This is a genomic window from Cyanobium sp. WAJ14-Wanaka (assembly GCF_024345375.1).
Taxonomy (GTDB): domain Bacteria; phylum Cyanobacteriota; class Cyanobacteriia; order PCC-6307; family Cyanobiaceae; genus Cyanobium_A.
In genome coordinates, this window is record NZ_JAGQAZ010000001.1 from 14,714 (window position 1) to 31,935 (window position 17,222).

Annotated in this window: 21 protein-coding genes and 1 tRNA gene; 11 read left to right on the forward strand and 11 right to left on the reverse strand. The window is 64.2% G+C overall.

The features are described from left to right. The first annotated feature begins 47 nt into the window (after positions 1 to 47). Positions 48 to 773: a MauE/DoxX family redox-associated membrane protein gene (locus tag KBY49_RS00115; RefSeq protein WP_254932766.1), complete on the forward strand. Its 726-nt coding sequence runs from the start codon at positions 48 to 50 to the stop codon at positions 771 to 773. Between the two features lie 7 nt (positions 774 to 780). Here KBY49_RS00115 and KBY49_RS00120 read toward each other — a convergent pair whose 3' ends face one another. The 5 genes from KBY49_RS00120 to dusB form a co-directional block, all read right to left on the reverse strand. Beyond that, positions 781 to 1,056 (reverse strand): hypothetical protein, encoded by a 276-nt coding sequence (locus KBY49_RS00120; protein ID WP_254932767.1) that lies wholly within the window; start codon positions 1,054 to 1,056, stop codon positions 781 to 783. A gap of 6 nt (positions 1,057 to 1,062) precedes the next feature. Beyond that, on the reverse strand, positions 1,063 to 1,284 hold the full coding sequence (locus KBY49_RS00125) for a DUF3721 domain-containing protein (RefSeq protein WP_254932768.1): 222 nt from the start codon (positions 1,282 to 1,284) through the stop codon (positions 1,063 to 1,065). Positions 1,285 to 1,328: 44 nt separating this feature from the next. Continuing rightward, on the reverse strand, positions 1,329 to 1,472 hold the full coding sequence (locus KBY49_RS00130; RefSeq protein ID WP_254932769.1) for a hypothetical protein: 144 nt from the start codon (positions 1,470 to 1,472) through the stop codon (positions 1,329 to 1,331). 82 nt (positions 1,473 to 1,554) lie between these two features. Next, positions 1,555 to 3,594: a glycosyltransferase gene (locus KBY49_RS00135; protein WP_254932770.1), complete on the reverse strand. Its 2,040-nt coding sequence runs from the start codon at positions 3,592 to 3,594 to the stop codon at positions 1,555 to 1,557. Beyond that, positions 3,591 to 4,634 carry a tRNA dihydrouridine synthase DusB gene (gene dusB, locus KBY49_RS00140; RefSeq protein WP_254932771.1) on the reverse strand — a complete coding sequence of 348 codons (1,044 nt, stop codon included), beginning with the start codon at positions 4,632 to 4,634 and terminating at the stop codon, positions 3,591 to 3,593. The genes KBY49_RS00135 and dusB overlap by 4 nt, the downstream gene beginning before the upstream one ends. A 22-nt stretch (positions 4,635 to 4,656) precedes the next feature. Between dusB and KBY49_RS00145 the strand changes: the two genes are divergently transcribed. From KBY49_RS00145 to proC, 7 genes are all read left to right on the forward strand, one after another. Next, positions 4,657 to 5,112 carry a DUF1823 family protein gene (locus tag KBY49_RS00145; protein ID WP_254932772.1) on the forward strand — a complete coding sequence of 152 codons (456 nt, stop codon included), beginning with the start codon at positions 4,657 to 4,659 and terminating at the stop codon, positions 5,110 to 5,112. Positions 5,113 to 5,167: 55 nt separating this feature from the next. Next, positions 5,168 to 6,529, forward strand: a complete 1,362-nt coding sequence (der, locus tag KBY49_RS00150; RefSeq protein WP_254932773.1) for a ribosome biogenesis GTPase Der — start codon at positions 5,168 to 5,170, stop codon at positions 6,527 to 6,529. Continuing rightward, entirely contained in the window at positions 6,529 to 7,446 is a 918-nt protein-coding gene (locus KBY49_RS00155) for a CbiQ family ECF transporter T component (protein ID WP_254932774.1), read from the forward strand. The genes der and KBY49_RS00155 overlap by 1 nt, the downstream gene beginning before the upstream one ends. 49 nt (positions 7,447 to 7,495) lie before the next feature. Continuing rightward, positions 7,496 to 7,762, forward strand: coding sequence for a PipX family protein (locus KBY49_RS00160; protein ID WP_254932775.1), 267 nt, complete (start codon positions 7,496 to 7,498; stop codon positions 7,760 to 7,762). Continuing rightward, positions 7,763 to 8,419, forward strand: a complete 657-nt coding sequence (locus KBY49_RS00165) for a YggS family pyridoxal phosphate-dependent enzyme (protein WP_254932776.1) — start codon at positions 7,763 to 7,765, stop codon at positions 8,417 to 8,419. Between the two features lie 83 nt (positions 8,420 to 8,502). Continuing rightward, entirely contained in the window at positions 8,503 to 9,051 is a 549-nt protein-coding gene (locus KBY49_RS00170; protein WP_254932777.1) for a cell division protein SepF, read from the forward strand. Positions 9,052 to 9,054: 3 nt separating this feature from the next. After that, a complete protein-coding gene (gene proC, locus KBY49_RS00175) occupies positions 9,055 to 9,897 on the forward strand; it encodes a pyrroline-5-carboxylate reductase (RefSeq protein WP_254932778.1) in 843 nt (280 codons plus the stop codon). Here proC and plsY read toward each other — a convergent pair. From plsY to KBY49_RS00200, 5 genes are read right to left on the reverse strand one after another with little or no spacing between them, the layout of a single operon-like run. Next, entirely contained in the window at positions 9,894 to 10,547 is a 654-nt protein-coding gene (plsY, locus tag KBY49_RS00180; RefSeq protein WP_254932779.1) for a glycerol-3-phosphate 1-O-acyltransferase PlsY, read from the reverse strand. The two genes, proC and plsY, sit on opposite strands and share 4 nt — an antisense overlap. Before the next feature lie 18 nt (positions 10,548 to 10,565). After that, positions 10,566 to 11,447 carry a DUF3086 domain-containing protein gene (locus KBY49_RS00185; protein ID WP_254932780.1) on the reverse strand — a complete coding sequence of 294 codons (882 nt, stop codon included), beginning with the start codon at positions 11,445 to 11,447 and terminating at the stop codon, positions 10,566 to 10,568. Further along, positions 11,440 to 11,916: a DUF3119 family protein gene (locus KBY49_RS00190; RefSeq protein WP_254932781.1), complete on the reverse strand. Its 477-nt coding sequence runs from the start codon at positions 11,914 to 11,916 to the stop codon at positions 11,440 to 11,442. Before KBY49_RS00190 ends, KBY49_RS00185 begins: the two co-directional genes overlap by 8 nt. After that, positions 11,916 to 12,662, reverse strand: coding sequence for an ABC transporter permease (locus tag KBY49_RS00195; RefSeq protein WP_254933950.1), 747 nt, complete (start codon positions 12,660 to 12,662; stop codon positions 11,916 to 11,918). The genes KBY49_RS00190 and KBY49_RS00195 overlap by 1 nt, the downstream gene beginning before the upstream one ends. Before the next feature lie 46 nt (positions 12,663 to 12,708). Continuing rightward, a complete protein-coding gene (locus KBY49_RS00200) occupies positions 12,709 to 14,097 on the reverse strand; it encodes an MFS transporter (RefSeq protein ID WP_254932782.1) in 1,389 nt (462 codons plus the stop codon). A 100-nt stretch (positions 14,098 to 14,197) separates the two neighbouring features. On the opposite strand from KBY49_RS00200, the gene KBY49_RS00205 reads away from it, so the two are divergent. The 3 genes from KBY49_RS00205 (at position 14,198) to KBY49_RS00215 (ending at position 15,046) form a co-directional block, all read left to right on the forward strand. Beyond that, positions 14,198 to 14,268 (forward strand) — tRNA-Gly (locus tag KBY49_RS00205). Between the two features lie 95 nt (positions 14,269 to 14,363). Further along, positions 14,364 to 14,600, forward strand: a complete 237-nt coding sequence (locus tag KBY49_RS00210; protein WP_254932783.1) for a type II toxin-antitoxin system Phd/YefM family antitoxin — start codon at positions 14,364 to 14,366, stop codon at positions 14,598 to 14,600. After that, entirely contained in the window at positions 14,600 to 15,046 is a 447-nt protein-coding gene (locus KBY49_RS00215) for a type II toxin-antitoxin system VapC family toxin (protein WP_254932784.1), read from the forward strand. The genes KBY49_RS00210 and KBY49_RS00215 overlap by 1 nt, the downstream gene beginning before the upstream one ends. Before the next feature lie 43 nt (positions 15,047 to 15,089). On the opposite strand, the gene KBY49_RS00220 is transcribed toward KBY49_RS00215, so the two are convergent. Beyond that, entirely contained in the window at positions 15,090 to 17,156 is a 2,067-nt protein-coding gene (locus KBY49_RS00220) for a glycogen-debranching protein (RefSeq protein ID WP_254933951.1), read from the reverse strand. Positions 17,157 to 17,222: the final 66 nt, after the last annotated feature.

Below are 17,222 nucleotides of genomic sequence, written 5' to 3' on the forward strand. Positions count from 1 at the left end.
AACTGGAGACACGACACTGGAGAGATCTCGTCTTGTTGTCAGCTGTCATGACCTCCACCACTCTTCAAGCCATCCGCCTTTACCGGATGGACCTCCCAGACCACTCCTGCCCTTGGGGTTTACGGGCAGTGCGGCTGCTACGGGAACGGCATATTCCCTTCGAAGACCATCGCCTCACCAGCGCCGAGGAGGTGGAAGCCTTCAAGCTCTCCCATGGCGTGACCACTACGCCGCAAATCTTCTCGGGGAGTGAACGGGTCGGTGGCTACAGCGATCTCGCCACACGACTCGGCGTCCGGCCGGAAGCCGCTGAGATCTCTTACGCGCCAGTTGTAGCCGTGTTCCTTACCGCCGGCTTGATGGCCCTGGTGCTGGCAGCCGGGCTGGGCGGCTTCATGGGGTTCGCCATCTGCCTGCTAGCCATGCTCAAGCTGATGGATGTGGAGGCATTCGCCGCCAGCTTCCGTAAGTACGACCTGATCAGCCAGCGTTGGCGGCCCTGGGGCCGCCTCTACCCTGGGATTGAGCTGCTGGTGGGCCTCGGCGTGTTGCTTCAACCCGAGCCCGCCGCCGTTGCCCAGCTGGTGGGAATTGTGGCCGTTCCGCTCGGTGCCATGGGCATGGTTTCGGTGGGCAAGGCAGTGTTCATCGATCAGCTGGCGCTCAACTGCGCCTGCGTGGGCGGCAACTCCAAAACGCCCCTTGGCGTAGTGAGCTTTGCGGAGAACCTGATCATGACCGCCATGGGATTGGTGATGCTCACCGGTGGCTAATCCGATCTCAGGCCTTGGCCCTGCGGCCTGAAAGTAGAAGAGCCAAGCCGGAACCAATGACCACCAAGGTGAACAGCCCCAGCAACCCTGAGTAGTAGGGCTGCAGGTTCAGCGGGCCAAAGCGGCCGGAATGAATCTTGAGCAGCCAGAAAGCATCGATGCCCTGCTCCAGCAATAGGCTGTAGAACGAGCCAGTGGCCGCGGTGAGCAACAGCGGTGCCGCCGCTATCGGCACGACCCAACGATGCAGTTGGCGCCAGCGACTTTTCGGTAGCAAAGGCATGGCGCTTTAGTGGTGACGCAAATGCTGGTGCAGGGTTGCCTCGTTGCTGCAGGGCATCCACATGCCGCTGTTCTGGTGAGTGCCCGTGCAGCCAAGCTCCTTGGCCCGTTGCTCGGCCTCCTGCTGGGTGTCATGAAGGCCCTTCGGGTGGGCGTGGCTGGCCAGCGGCATTGCTGCCAGAGCTAAGGGGATCAGGGCGATGCGTCTGGCTAACGAGAAGCGATTCATCGGGGCGTATGTGGTTGATGACAAACGATACGGAACCTGAAAATTCAGAACTGAAAAAGGGCGTCGTATTGGATGTACTCCAGCTTGCTCAATACCTCCAGGCGCAGCGATCTAGGCATCTGGCGTCGGTTGGTGAATAGTTGGTGAAAGCGGAACAGCCCTGCACATCTCTGCACAGCTTGTGCCATCACCCAAAGGCCAAGAACCGTTGCAGCGGCAGGTCTCTGTGCACCTCTGAACAGTTTGGTGTAATCCTGCTCAATATCTTATCTAGGGCTTTTGGATCACCAGGCTGCGGCGGCCGGGGCCGAGGGGCTGGGCTGGTTTGAACAGCCGTGCAAGCAGGGCCGCCAGGCTGCGCCATTCAGGTGGGGCCTGGCGTTCTGGCCAGGCATCGGGCCGGCCGTAGAGCCAGCTGACCAGGGCAACCATGGCCTGCTGATCGGCCCTGTCCCAGCGGGCCTGCCAAAGGTTGCTTTGGCCTGTGATTAGTTCCAGACCCTCCAGAGTTAGGGGCGGCAGGCTGGCCTGCTGCTGGAGCTGCAGTTGGAGCTCCAGCTTTAGGGAATGGGCCCCCGCTGGCAGCGGTTCACTGCCCTGCCATTCGGCGCCCGCTTCGCTGAGGGCCCGCACCACCCCGGTCACAGACCAGGGGCTGCCATCGGCCAGCTCGCCTTGCAGGAGCGCCGGCATCTGGATCGCCAGCCAGGGCGTTGGATCACTGGCGGCGGGATCCCAACAGGCCCTTAGGGCCACCAGCAGGCCCACCAGGGTCAGGCCGCCCCACACCAATCCCAGCCAGTCACCGGAACTGCCTAATCCAGAAACCAGGTGGCGCAGGATCGAGGCCAGGTTGAGGGTGTTGAGGGCAAGCAGCACCAAAAGGGGCACTGCCAAAACCGGAGCGATGCCGCCGCGGCCCTCGACCCGGTGCTTGGGGGTTATCCGGAAGGGTTGCACTTTCCCCCAGAGGCTGGCCAGCACCGTGGCGGCCAGGGGCACCGCCAGGGCCCAGCCGGGCAGATCGGCCAGCAGGGCATGGCGGCTGCCCCGGTTGAGCCAGCCCACGCTGAGGAGCAGGGCGATCCAGAGCGGCAGCAGCAGTTCCACCAGCGCCGTGCCCGTGTAACGCACGGGCGACACATCCAGCAGGCCGATGCAGAGGGGCATCAGCAGCAGCAACAGGCGCGGCACCGTGTTGAACCAGTGCAGGGCCCCTTCGATGTAGGCCAGTCGCTGGCTGAGCCGCAGACCCCGCAGCCGCAGGGGGCCCTGGGGCAGCCGCAACGCCTGCAGGGTGCCGGAAGCCCAGCGCTGCCGCTGCCTGACGAAATCAAGCATGGTTTCAGCGGCCAAGCCGGCGCTGAGCTTTTCGCCCAGATAGCGCAGCCGCCAGCCCTTCGAGGCCAACACCATGCCGGTCACCAGGTCTTCGGAGATGGCCTGCTCCACAAAGCCGCCGATTTGATCAAGGGCTGAGCGGCGCACTAGGAAGCTGGTGCCGGCACACACCACCGCATCCCAGGCGCTGCGCACCGGTTCGATCCAGCGGTAGAAGCTCTCCTCATCCGGCAGCAGCCAGGCCTCCATGGCCAGGTTGCGCATTATTGGGTCGGCATTGAGGAAGTGCTGGGGTGTCTGCACCAGGGCCACCTGGGGATCGAGCAGCAGGCCGATCGTGCGCTCAAGAAACTGCCGCTGCGGCACGAAATCCGCGTCAAATACCGCCACCAGTTCGGCGTCGCACAGGGCAAGGCCGGCGTTGAGGTTGCCGGCTTTGGCATGGAGCCGCTGGGGGCGGTGGTGATAGTGGCAGCCGTAGCGCGATGCCAGGGCGATCAACTCGGGGCGGCCGGCGTCGTCGAGCAGCCAAAGGCGCCGATGGGGATAGCTCAACTGGCTACAGGCCTGCAGGCAGCGCTCCAGCACCGGTAGCGGTTCACCGCAGGTGGGTATCAAAACGTCTACGGCGGGGCGCCAGCCGCCGGCCAGCCAGCGGGCTTGGGCCGCATTTGCCTCGGGGCGACCATCGCTGAAGCGGCGCCAGGCCAGCACCAACGGCAGCAGGCCGCTGAGCAGCAACCATCCTTCCGCCAGCAGCAGCAGCACGCTTAGGCCTGCCGCCAGGGGGGTGCTGAGGTTGAGGCTCGCGCTTACGCGCCAGTGCAGGTAGCGCAGGGTCAGCAGGACGAGCAGCAGCAGCAGGCTGCGGCGCATCCATAGGGGGCAACTTGCCTCCGGCCGTCGGCTCAGCCACAGGGGCCACAGCAGGGCCAGCCAGGGAAGCCAGGGCGTGGCAAAGGGGGTCACATGAATCCCAGCTGGGCCCTGGCTTGATCCAGCAACGCTAGGGCCGCTGCCGGGGTGGCTGCCCGCATCAGCTCCTGGCGCAGTTGGGGGGCGCCGCTAAAGCCCTGGCAGGTCCAGGCCATGTGTTTGCGGGCGATCAGTAGGCCGTGGTCGCCCTTGGCTGCCACCAGGGCCCCCAGTTGTTCGGCCGCCAAGGCCAGACGCTCGGCCGGGCTGGGGGCGGGCGGCACGGGCCTGCCGCCCAGGGCCGCATCGATCTGGCCCACCAGCCAGGGGGCGCCCATGGTGCCCCGGCCCACCATCACCCCATCGGCGCCGGTGATCTCCAGGCAGCGGCTGGCAGCGGCGGGGCAGTTGATGTCGCCATTGGCGATTACGGGAATGGCCAGGGCTGCCTTGACCCGGGCAATCGCTTCCCAATCGGCCTGCCCCTTGAAGGCCTGCTCCCGGGTGCGGCCGTGCAGGGTGAGTAGTTGGGCGCCGGCGTCTTCGAGCTGGCGGCACCAGCTGACGGGGTCGAGGTCGCTGCCGCACCAGCCCAGGCGTGTTTTGACGGTCACCGGAATCCCCACGGCCGCGCCCACCACGGCGACGATGCGGGTGGCCAAATCGGGATCCCGAATCAGGCCACTGCCGCCCCCTTTTTTGGCGATCTTCTTCACCGGGCAACCCATGTTGATGTCGATCAGGAAGGCGCCGGCGGCCTCGGCCCGGCGGGCAGCTTCGGCCATCGCCTGGGGGCGGTAATCAAACAACTGCACCCCGATCGGGCCGGCTTCACTTGCGAGCTCCTCCACCTTTTGGCGGCCGTGGCCCAGCTCCAGGCTGGTGGCATTCACCATCTCGGTGAACAGCAGGGCATCGGGGGCCCAGCGCCGCACCAGGCCCCGAAAAATCCGATCACTCACCCCCGCCAGCGGCGACTGCAGCACCCGACAGCGCAGGCTCCGGGGTGTGCCGTTGCCAGGCAGCTGCAGCGCACCGGAAAGCAGCGCACCGGAAAGCAGCGCACCGGAAGGCAGTGGAAGGGAAGGGATCATGGTGATCCGATTGTGACGCCCTGTGCCTGCTGCCTACCCCCTGAGCCGTGCGCTGCTGGAGGCCGTATTGGCCGATCGCACCAGTGATCGCTTCGTGTGTGAGCTGATCTGGCCGCGCCTGGGATACGCGCCCGATGGCTCCGGCACCTGGGGCGCCGGCCCGGCTACGGAAGCCCTATGGCGGGAGTCCTTCCCGATTGAACCCCAGTTCATCGCCCAGCGGCCCGCCTCGGTGGCACTCACCCGCTCGATCCCGAAGCAGCACAAGCAGCTGCTCAAGCAGCAGCTGGGCTTTGCCGGCTACAAAATCGGTGGGCTCTACCCACGCCGCACCCGCCGGGCCACGGCGGTCAATTGGTTGTTGGCCTATCTGGCTGAGCGCAATGAGCCCCTGCCCGCAACCGGGCTCCTGCCGGAGCTGCTGGAGCCGCCGGCCAATCCCGTGGCCGGGCACCCGGGGGATTGGCCCGTGGCCTAGGGGGCAACCACTCTGTAGGGTCAAGTAAGGAAATAGTTGTAAGGGATAAGGCGTTTTGGCGCTTCCTGTTGTCGCCATCATTGGCCGCCCCAACGTGGGCAAATCGACCTTGGTCAACCGGCTGTGCCGGAGCCGGGAGGCGATCGTGCACGACCAGCCGGGCGTGACCCGTGATCGCACCTACCAGGAGGGTTACTGGGGCGATCGCACCTTCATGGTGGTCGACACGGGCGGCTTGGTCTTCGACGACGACAGTGAATTCCTGCCCGAGATCCGCGAACAGACCAACCTGGCCCTGGCGGAAGCCTCCGTGGCCCTGGTGGTTGTGGATGGCCAGCAGGGCCTGACCGCCGCCGATGAGGCGATTGCCGAATGGCTGCGGGGCCAGGGGGTGCCCACCCTGTTGGGTGTCAATAAATGCGAATCGCCGGAGACCGGCCTGGCGATGGCGGCGGAGTTTTGGGGCCTGGGGCTGGGGGAACCCTTTCCGATCTCGGCGATCCACGGTGCCGGCACCGGCGACCTACTCGACAAGGTGATCAGCTATCTGCCTCCCACCGAGGAGGTGGAGACAGAGGCGCCGATTCAGCTGGCGATCATTGGCCGCCCAAATGTGGGTAAATCCAGCCTGCTGAATGCGGTGTCCGGTGAAAACCGGGCGATCGTGAGCCCGATCCGCGGCACCACCCGCGACACGATCGATACCACGATCGAACGGGAGGGCAAGACCTGGAAACTGCTCGACACAGCCGGTATTCGTAGGCGCCGTTCGGTCAACTACGGCCCGGAATTTTTCGGCATCAACCGCAGCTTTAAGGCGATTGAGCGCAGTGATGTCTGCGTGCTCGTGATCGATGCCATCGATGGCGTTACCGAGCAGGACCAACGCCTCGCGGGCCGCATTGAAGAGGACGGCCGCGCCTGCGTGGTGGTGGTCAATAAGTGGGATGCCATCGAAAAGGACAGCCACACCATGCCGGCGATGGAAAAGGAGCTGCGCGCCAAGCTCTATTTCCTGGATTGGGCGCCGATGTTGTTTACCTCGGCCCTCATTGGCCAGCGGGTGCAGGCGATTTTCCCCCTCGCCCTGTTGGCGGTCGAGCAGCACCGTCGCCGGGTCACCACTTCGGTGGTGAATGAGGTGCTCACCGAGGCCCTCAGTTGGCGTTCTCCCCCCACCAGCCGCGGCGGTCGCCAGGGCCGTTTGTATTACGGCACCCAGGTGGCGGTGCGGCCCCCCAGCTTCACCCTGTTTGTCAATGATCCGAAGTTGTTTGGCGACACCTATCGCCGCTATGTGGAGCGTCAGATACGCGAGGGTTTGGGTTTTGAAGGCACGCCAATCAAACTGTTCTGGCGCGGCAAGCAGCAGCGCGATGCCGAGAAGGAACTGGCCCGGCAACAAGCCCGGCGCTGATGGATTGGTTGCGGCAGCTGCCGATCGGCCAATTTGTGGCCGAGGAGCAGCCAGGTCGGCGCAGTAGTTGGCTGCGGAGCTTGGATCCCCGGCTCAAGCTCGGTTGGACCCTGGCCTTCCTGATTACCCCAATTCTGGCGGGGCCGATCTGGCGCATTTCCCTTGTTGGGGTGCTGCTGTTGATCACCGCCGTCAGCGGTTTGCCCTGGCGGCTGTGGCGCCGCAGTTTGCCCGCCCTGGTGGCTCTGGCGGTGCTGGTGGGTTTGCTGGCGGCGGTGCTGCCGGAGGGTGCCATCGCCGCTGCCCCCCTGCAGCGTCCGCCCCAGGAGCTGCGCTTGGCGCCGGGATCACCCCTTAGCCCTGCCCCCGAGCGGGCTGGCGAGCGCTGGGAAATCCTCCGCCTCGGCCCCGTTTCAATCAACCGCCGCTCGGCCAAGCTCGGTCTCAATGGCGCCACCCTGCTGTTCACGCTGGTGCACAGCGCCAACCTGCTGCTAATCAGCACCCCAGCCGAGGAGTTGGTGTGGTCGATCAGCTGGCTGCTGGCGCCCCTGGGGCGCTGGGGTTGGCCGGTGGAGCGCCTCGGTTTCACCTTGCTATTGGCCCTGCGCTTTTTGCCGCTGGTGCAGGAAGAACTGCAAAACCTGTTGCGATCCCTGGCTACCCGGGCGGTCAATTTCAAGCGTTTGGGCTGGCGTGCAGGCTTGGGTTTGCTCTTGGCCCTGGGCGAACGTTTGCTGGCCAACCTGCTGCTGCGGGCTGAACAGGGGGCAGAGGCCCTGCTCGCCAGGGGTGGACGCTGGGCGCCCCCTGACCAGTTGCATCAAATGGCCCCTGCCCACCCTTGGCTGAATCGCTGGGCCGGGGCGGGCCTGGCCGGTTTGCTGCTGCTGCGCTGCAAAGTCGGTGGTTTTTAATGGTGCGACCCCGGCCCTGTGAGCCCGTAAAACCAAGCCTGCCGAAAGAGTGAGTAAAGAGAGATACCTCAACCATCCCACCTTTGGGATGCTCTACCAGGTGGCGCCGCTGCTGGAGGGCAGAGAGCTCTACGCCACCCTCTATGCCCAGCGCATCTTCTTTGTGGTCACCCTCCAGCCCAAGGGGGCCAGTTTCGAGGTGGTGCCATTGATGGATGCTCGCCAATTAGCCGAACAAAATTTGGGGCGTGTCCGGAGGGAAAGCACGGAGGTAATGGCCTTTTGGCGCAAATTGTTTGACCAGACCTTTATCTAAATGACGGGCACCCTGGCGGAGCGCTTTGCTGCCCTTGGCCAGGCCCTGCCGGCCGGCAGCCATTTGCTGGCGGTGAGTAAGGGCCATCCCGCCGAGCTGGTCAGGCAGCTGGCCTCCCTGGGCCAGCGCAGCTTTGGCGAGAGCCGGGTCCAGGAAGCCATCGCCAAGCAGGCGGAACTGGCGGATCTGCCGCCCTTGGATTGGCATTTCATTGGTCGCCTGCAGGCCAACAAAGCCCGCCAGGTGCTGCGCCATTTCGGCACAATTCACTCGGTTGACAGCCTGGAATTGGCCCAGCGGCTGGCCCGCATTGCAGCGGAGGAGGGCCTTAGCCCCAGGGTATTTTTTCAGCTCAAATTCCAGGCCGATCCCGATAAAACTGGCTGGGAGCCCGATCATTTTTTGCGGGATTGGCCCCAGTTGCAACTGCTCGCACCCCTGCAGGCGGTGGGCTTAATGACGATCCTTCCCTTCGGGCTAACCCTGGCCGAACGAAAAGTGCTCTTCGATCGATGTGCCGCTTTTGGCACAAGGTTTGGGTTGCCAGAACTCTCGATGGGCATGAGTGGAGATTGGCCTGAGGCCGCGGCGGCTGGCAGCACCTGGCTGCGAATTGGCAGTGGCCTATTTGGTTCCCGCAACAATATTTCTGCTTAAAAGCAAGAAATTTCCAGCTGGAACCCTTGCCGTCATTGGTTCAAGGCGCTATTCAGGTGGAAAGCATCCTTGAGGTTGGCTCTGTGTCGTTGTTTTCTCGTCTGCGTGCCGTTGTCTCTGGGGATGACTACCTCGATGGCGACTACGATGATGAGCTCGATTACGACGGCGGAGAGTTCGATGAACCCGCCCCCACGCCCCGCTCTAATTCCCTGGCTTTGACCTCTGATTTCGGCGCCACCGATCCTTTCCTGGGCACCAATGTGATTGGCATGCCGGGCCTATCAAATGCCACCGCTGAGGTGTCCCTGATGGAGCCCCGCAGTTTTGATGAAATGCCGAAGGCCATCCAGGCCCTGCGCGATCGCAAAACGGTGATTCTCAACCTGACGATGATGGAGCCGGACCAGGCCCAGCGGGCCGTGGACTTCGTGGCCGGCGGCACCTTTGCGATCGATGGCCACCAGGAGCGGGTTGGCGAAAGTATTTTCCTGTTCGCACCAAGCTGCGTCACCGTCACCACCGCATCCAGCGATGAGGCCTCCTCTCCCACGATCGTGAGTCGGGAGATCAACGAGCCCGCCGAGGCTGCCCCTAGCCCGGCCTGGGGTCGTCAAGACACCGCCATCTAGGGATTGTCTGCTCCTTCCTTAGGTGTGGTGGGCCTGGGCCGGATGGCCCGGGCCTTGCTGTTGCCGCTGCTTGAGGCGGGAATTGTTGAGCGTGCGGGGGTGAGGGCTGTGGTGGCAAGCGATGCCTCCGCAAAACGCCTCAGCCTCGAGCACTGCCTGGAGCTTGGCCTGGAGGTGGGCACCGATCCTGCCCAGGCCTGGCGTGCCCCAGTGGTGATCCTGGCGGTTAAACCCCAGCAGCTTGAGCAGGCGGCAGAGGCTGCGGCCCTTGCTGCCAGCACGGCAGAGGCTGCTGGGGAGGCCGAAACAGCTGGCGGCCTGCTTATTTCGGTGTTGGCCGGCGTAAAGCTTGGGCGGCTCCAGGCGCTTTTCCCCACTTGGCAGTGTGTGCGGGCCGTGCCCAATACGCCGGCGATGGTGCGCAGCGGTCTGACGGGCTTGGCCTTTGCCGATTCTGTAACCAGCGAACAGCGGGCCTGGGTTGGCGAGTTGTTTGCCCTGGTGGGTGAGGTTCACCACCTGCCCGAGGCCCAATTGGATGCCTTTTTGGCGCTCACCTCATCGGGGCCAGCCTTTGTGGCCCTAGTTGCCGAGGCCATGGCGGATGGGGCCGTGGCCGCAGGCCTGCCCCGGGTCCTGGCCCACCGCTTGGCCCACCGCACCTTGGCCGGCACGGCCGCCCTATTGGCCCAGCAGGATTTGCACCCCGGCCAGCTCAAGGACATGGTCAGCAGCCCTGGGGGCACCACCATCGCCGGGCTGAGGGCCCTGGAGAAGGCGGGACTGCGCTCTGCCCTGATTGAGGCCGTGCTGGCCGCCGCCCAACGCAGCCGGGAATTGGCCTAAGCCTTTCCCTTGCCCAGCTTTGGTTCGGTGCCAGCCAGCAGGCGCTCGATGTTGCTGCGGTGCCGCCAAACCACCAGCACCGTGGTGAGCAGGGCTAAACACAGGTAGGCGGGCCGGATGCCGCCTGCCCCAAAGGATCCCAGCATTAGGAGGGGCAGGCTGAGGGCGGCCACCACGCTTGAGAGAGAAACAATTCGGCTGAAGCTCAGCACGCTCAAAAAGATGCCAAAACAGGCCAGGCCCACGGGCCAGGAGACCCCCAACAACATGCCCAGGCCGGTGGCTACCGCCTTGCCACCCCGAAATCCCAGCCACACCGGCCAGATGTGGCCTGCCAGGGCCGCCAGGCCGGCCAGCACCACCCAGCTGTCGATTTGCCAGGAGGGGGCGGCTCCCAGGGCCAGGGCCTGGGGCTCCAGCACGGCTTTGGCCAGCAGCACCGCGCCGGTGCCCTTGAGCACATCCACCAGAAACACCACTAGGGCCGGGCCCTTGCCCACCACCCGCAACACATTGGTGGCTCCGGTGGAACCGGAGCCTTCCCGGCGAATATCAATTCCGGCCAGCCAGCGGCCGGCCAGGTAGCCACTCGGCAGGGAGCCCAGCATGTAGCCAGCAAGTAGCAGTAACAGGGGAGTGGCGGAAAACATGGGGGCCAGCAGGGGGGGTTAGTAGAACTCTTCTTCCGTTCTGAGCTCTTCTGGACCGGCCGCAAAGGCCAGCCAGAGCGGAAATTGCAGGATCGGAATGTCGATTACCTGCTCGGTTGCATCCACCACAATGAAGGGCAATTCACCCCGTTCTTCCAGGCGATCGGCCCGCTCAATCAGGGCATCGGGGCGCTCAAACAGCACGATGCCGCTGCTGGGGCCGAAGTCTTCTCGGGCCAGGCCCAGGCAATCTTGAAGCCCCCGCCGCCATTCCCCCAAGCGCTCGGGCTGGCTCGCTAACACCAGGGTTTGGAAGCGATCGCCATAGAGCTCCCCAAGGATCGCAATTGCCGCAGCTGCCACCAGGGCATTGCGGCTGCGGCTGCCACTGCTCGGTTGGGCGCCCCTGCCGCCCTGGCCTAAAAACCAGTCCTCTAGGTAGCCGGCGCCGCTGCTCTCCAGGCTGCGTCGCAGTTTCCAGGGGTCGGCGTAGAAGTCGGGTTGGTTGCCAAAGGAGGCCAGGCGCTCGCGAATCAGGGCCCCATCTGGTTGGAACTGGCCGGCGGCGGTAAGGGGCGGCTGGGTTGAAGAATCCTCCGGCTTGGCGGCGATTGCGTCGAGGGGCGAGGGTTTTACCAGCACCTGCTGGGGGATCAGCTCCACCTGCTCGGCAGCTACGGCCAATTCCTGCAGTGCCCCAACTAGGTAGTCCTGGAAGCCCTTGATGCGCCTTGCCACCGCATCCGACTGGCCGGCAAAGCTGCTCTCAATTTCGGCCTGGATCTGGCTGAGGCGCCCCTCGAGCTGGACAATTTCCGCCTGGAGCTCTTCACGTCGTTGGCGCAGTTCGGTGAGGGCTAGGTCGCTCCAGCTGGTTTCTGGACTGGGATCGTCAGACATCGCTGGGGTTAGGGGTGGGCTCCGGTTTTGTCAGTTGGCCAAGGCGTTCGTCCAGGTGCTGGACCAGTTGTTCGCGCAGGCTGGTGGCATCAAACAGCACCGGCAAGAAATGGATGCTGCCCTGTTCACGGAAATAGAACAGCACCGGCAGGCCCGGCCAGAACAGTTTCCAGCCCAGCCACTCCCCGTAGGGGAAGCGGCGCAGCAGGCTCTGTTGCCGCCACACCAACAGGGCATCGCCACCAAATTCCAGCCGCAGCAGGCTGGTCTGCAGCAGCAGAAATAGGCCAAATACCGCCACACCGAGGGCCAGCCACAGAGCCCCACCCCAAAGGGGAAGCAGGCCTAGAGAAGCCAGGCCTAGAACCATGACCCCAATGGCCACTGCGTAGCTGGGTTGGAGCAGGCTGCCGCTGGAGCCGGGAAAGAGGCCACCCTCGGGGCGATTGCTGGGTGAAATTTCTTCCATTAGCCGAACATCACTTTGGTGAGTAGGGCATCCACGATTGCCACTATCACCAGGATCATCACAACGGCGCCGGTGGTGGTGGTGCCTACTTCCTTGGGCCCGCCTTTGGTGGTTAGCCCCCAGCCGCAGGAGATCACAGCGATTATCAGGCCAAACACCAGGGCCTTTGTCAGCATCGCCGGGAGGTCAGATGGTTCCATCCAGCTACGCACCGAATTCCAAAACACCGTGGGAGGGATGTTGTAGATGAGGGTGCTGCTGACCTGGCCCGACCAAATCCCCACCCAGAAAAACAGCAGACATTGCACCGGTGCCATCACCACCATGGCCAGCACCCGGGGCACCACCAGGTACTGCACGGGATCGGTGCGCAGCATGGTGATCGCGTCGATTTGCTCGGTCACCTTCATGGTGCCCAGTTGGGCCGCATAGGCCGTGGCCACCTTGCCCGTGAGCAGGGTGGCCATCAGCAGGGGCGCGATTTCTCGGGAAAGGCCCAGGGCTAAAAGACCACCCACCGTTGCTCCGGCCCCCTGTTTGGTGAGCTCAGCGGCCACCTGGATGTTGAACACCGTGCCAGCGGCCAGGGCCGTAATCAGCACGATCAAAAAGCTGCCAGGCCCTGCCTCGAGTAATTCCTGCATCAGGTCGTTGAAGCCGATCTGGCCCCTGGCGATGGCACTTACCGCCTGGCCGCCGATCAAGCAGCTGGCCCCCAGGCGCTTCAGCCAGCGGGGCGCTCTCAACTTCAGTGATTTTTGCCGAGGGGCAATGGTCATCGCGGGAGGTCGCTCAGGTCGATTGGGGGAGCAGGGCTTTGTCCCTTGTAGGCCAGCGACGCATCACCACCAAGCCCAGTACCACCAGGATGGCCGGGATCAGGCCCATGCACAAGCGAATTGCCAGCAGGGCACTCGCCGGTTGCAGGCTTTCCTGGGCGGCCACATAGCCGCTGAAGCTCATCAGGTTGCCGAAGAAAAACAGGGCCAGGCTGATGCAGATCTTTTGGGTTAACACCATCCAGGCGGTGTATTGGCCCGCCGGTTTTTCCGGGTCCGCATCGATGGCGTCAGGCAGCAGGGCCCAGGGGATCAGGTAGGCGGTGGAGGCGCCAATCCCGGCGAGCACGATCGTCAGCACCAACAGGGCCAGGTGCAGGCTGTTGGAGTGGGAGCCGATGGGGGAGATGCTGCCATCGAGCGGTGGAATCAGCATCGCCAGGATGCAGGCACCTATCCAAATGCCCGTGCCCCAGCGCAGGGCGAGGATCCGGCCCTGGCGATAGGCAACTCCGTTCCAGACCCACAACCCGCCCAGGGTGCTCAATAGGAACGGCAACAGGATCCAGTTGCTCCAGCTCTCGGGCAGGTGCATCACCACCGGCAAGTAGATCAGGGCTGCGGTTTGCATGATCTGCAGAGCGCACCACAGCAGTAGATAAAGCCCCAAAACCCGCAGGAAGCGGCCGTTGCTACCGACCCGCCTAAGCAGCTTGCGGGTGGCACCGCTCTGGCTGTTGGGCTGTTGGCAGGCGCGGGCGGTAGGCAGCAGGCCCCAGCCGCAGAGCAGGGTCGATGTGGACACCACCGCGCCAGTGAGGATCCCCATCTTCCAGTAGCTGGCTGGGTTTTGGTGGTCCTGCAGCAGCAGGGCGCCAATCACAATCCCCACCAGGCTGGCCAGGATTGAGCCGGTGAATCGGGTTGTGTTCAGCCGGGTTCGCAGCGAAACATCTGTGGTCAGTTCGGCGGCCAGGGCTGAATAGGGAAGGTTTACGCAGGTGTAAAGGCTGTTGGCCACGATGCCAATCACCACAAACACGGCAAATTTCACCCCGATGGGCCCGGGGGGCAGCCACCACATCGCCGCCATGGCGGCCCCTAGGGGCAGGGCACTACCGAGGATCCAGGGCAGCCTGGGGCCCAGTTTGGTTTTGGTTTTGTCGCTCAACCAGCCCACGATGGGATCGTTGACGCCGTCCCAGAGTCGGCCAACCATCAGCACCAGGCCCGCCATCCAGGCGGGTAAGCCGGCTGCTGAAGTGTAAAAAATAAATAGGTAAAAGCCAATCAAGGAGGCCGACATGCCCGTGCCGGCATCCCCCAGGCCGTAGGCCCATAGCAGTCGCTGCCGTTGCCTCCCCTGCAGATTTATGGCATCGCTGCTGGCTTGGGGGCTCATCAGGGCAGGCTTTGTTGGTTGGCCGAAGGCCATAATGGTGGTGCTTGGGCCGGCTCTAGCCACGACCAAGCGCTAGCAAAGCTAGTGCAATTGTACTGCTGCGGGCGTAGTTTAGTGGTAAAACCTCAGCCTTCCAAGCTGATGATGCGGGTTCGATTCCCGCCGCCCGCTCTTTCCTTCAATGAGGGTTTTCGGCTCAAAGCCGATGTCTCCTGTTACCGGGCCACAAGCCCGCCTAGAGTTGGTCATCCAGATGGTCAACGGCCATGGTGCAGGTGACGGTGGCGGAAGCCAAGACCCAGCTCTCCAGCCTTCTGGATGCGGTGGAGGCCGGGCAAGCGGTGGTGATCACCCGGCGGGGCAAGGCCATCGCCGAGCTGGTGCCGCGCTGCAGCGTGCATGATTTACTTCCCCAGCTCGCAAGCCTCCGCAATTCGTTGCCCCAGCAACCGACCAACGGCGTGGAGACCATCCGGGCGTTGCGGGATGAGCCAGGCGCCTGATGCTCTACATAGACACCTGTGTGCTGCTGGCGGTGGTGACGCCGGAAGCGCACTCCGCCACGGCTGCGGCGTTTCTGGCTGAGGCCAGTGCACCGCTGGCGATCAGCTACTGGAGTGTCACCGAGCTGCATTCCGCCCTCGGCCTGAAGGTGCGCACCAAGGCCCTGAGCCAGGCACAGGCCGAGGCGGTACTTCAAGGTTTTGAGCGCAGCCTGGCGCCGGGCCTGCTGCTGCTGGAACTGGAGCCCCAGGACTTCCGCAATGCCAACGCCTGCCTGCGCGGCTGGAGCACGACCCTGCGAGCGGCCGATGCCCTGCACCTTGCCATCGCCAGCGGCCGTGGCGCGTCCCTCTGCAGCCTGGATGCTCCGTTTGTGGCCGCGGCCCAACAGCTGGGCCTGGAGGCTGAACTCCTGGGAGCAGGCAGCCAGCCAGCCAGGGATTAAGTGCTGCTTTGGCAAGACAAAGCCCTGCCTGAGCCGCCCGCTTTTAGAGCCTTACCCCCTGCATCAGTGGGGCTGCCACCAGGAGCAGCATGCTGCGGCTCTGAAGCGGGGCACTTGGGGCGCGCCAGGGAATCGGCTCTTGGGGTAAATCTTTGCCGGCGGGCAGGGCTGTGTCGATCACCCGCACCCATCCGGATGGGCACACCGGCAGGTCGAAATGGACGGCTTTGCCATAGGCATTCATCCCGCACCACAACAGTGGCCCAGCAGGACTTTGGTTCAGGCTCCAGGCCAGGGTGTGGGACCAGCCAGCCCAGTCGGGTTGATTGATTTCCACCCCATGCCACTGGTGCCAGATCTCACCGGCCTTGGCCGGTTGGCGGGCGCCCCGTTCGGGGTGGGGTATTTCGGGATTGATCAGGCCCGCCAGGTGGGCCCGCAACCCCAAGAGCCGTTGCAGGAAGGTGTGTAGGGCCTGGTCGCTGGCGTCTGGTTGCCAGTGCATCCAGCCCATGGGGTTGTTTTGGCACCAGGTGTTGTTGTTGCCGCCTTGGCTGCGCCGCACCTCATCGCCCATCAGGAGCATCGGCACGCCTGGGGCAAGCAGCAGGGAGCTGAGCAGGTTGCGCAGCAACCGCTCCCGCAGGGCCACGATGGCAGGGTCACAACTCGGTCCCTCGGCCCCCCAGTTGCCGCTGTTGTTGTGGTTGTCGCCGTCTCTGTTGTCTTCGCCGTTGGCCAGGTTGTGTTTGCGGCTGTAGCTGACCAGGTCAGCGAGGGTGAAGCCGTCGTGGGCGGTGAGGAACGTGATGCCCTGGCCGGGGCGCACGGGCCCCTTGGTGAATAGATCTGGGCTGCCGAGAAGACGTTGGCCCATGGCCCAGCAGGATTTTTCATCGCCATTCCAGAAACGCCTGGTGTCGTCGCGGAAGCGGCCGTTCCAGGTGGAGACCCGCTTGGCGGGGAAGTCGGCCAATTTGTAGAGGCCACCGCAATCCCAGGGTTCGCTGATCAATTTGAGATCACTGAGGTCTGGGTCGGCCTCCATCGCCTCAAACAAAGGTGGGTTTTCGAGGGGGGTCAGGTCTTCGCCACGGCTAAGGGCAATGCCGAGGTCAAATCGGAAGCCATCCACCCCCAATTCGGTGGCCCAGCAGCGCAGCGATTCCATAATTAGGCGCCTGGCCAGGGGCCGATTGGCGGCAATGGTGTTGCCGCAGCCGCTCACGTCCTGGTAGTCGCCCTTGGCGTTTTGCTGGTAGTAGAGGCGGTCGCCAAACCCCCGCCAGCTGAGGGTGGGACCCGCCTGGTTGCCCTCGGTGGTGTGGTTGTAGACCACATCCACAATTACCTCCAGGCCGGCCTGGTGGCAGGCGCTCACCAGTTGGCGCATCTGCTGGCGGCCTTCGCAGGGGTTGTCACCCAGCAGGTAGCCGGGGTGGGGGGCCATCCAGCTCAAGGGGCTGTAGCCCCAGTAGTTCTGCCGACCTGCCGGAGCGTCATGGGGGCAGAAGGCCATCACCGGCAACAGCTCCAGCGTGGTGATGCCGAGTTTTTTGAGGTAGGGAATGGTGTCGATTAGACCCAGCAGGCTGCCCTGGCGTTCCGCCGGCACGGGGCAGCCCTCGCCTTGGGTGAAGCCGCCCACGTGCAGCTCATAGATCACGCTTTTTTGCCAGCTGTGGCGCGGGCGTGGCGCGTTGGTGAAGTCGAAGCGATCCCGCTCTGTGACCACCCCCTTCAGGCAGCTGGCGGTGTTCGGGGTTGCCCCTACGGCCGCCCCCCGCTCGTAGCCCCGCCAGCCGGCAATTGCGCGGGCACAGGGATCGAGCAGCACCTTGGAGGGGTTGAAGCCGTGGCCACCGGGCTGCAAAGGGCCAAAAACTCGATAGCCGTAGCAGCTGCCAATGCCGACCTGCTCAACCTCCACGTGCCAGTGGTCGCCGGACCGATGGCTTTGGTCGAGCTCCACCACCCGCTCTGGCTCGCTGGCATCAGCGTGGGCAAAGAGCAGCAGTTCGATGTGGGTGGCCAGGGGCGCCACCACAGAAAAATTGACTCCCCGCGGAGTTGTGCTCGCCCCAAGCGGCCAGGGCTGTCCTACGTGGATGGGGGGGTGGGGAGCAGACAACAGGCCTGGCCTGGGGATCCCAATTTAGGCAAGCTCCAGCCGGTG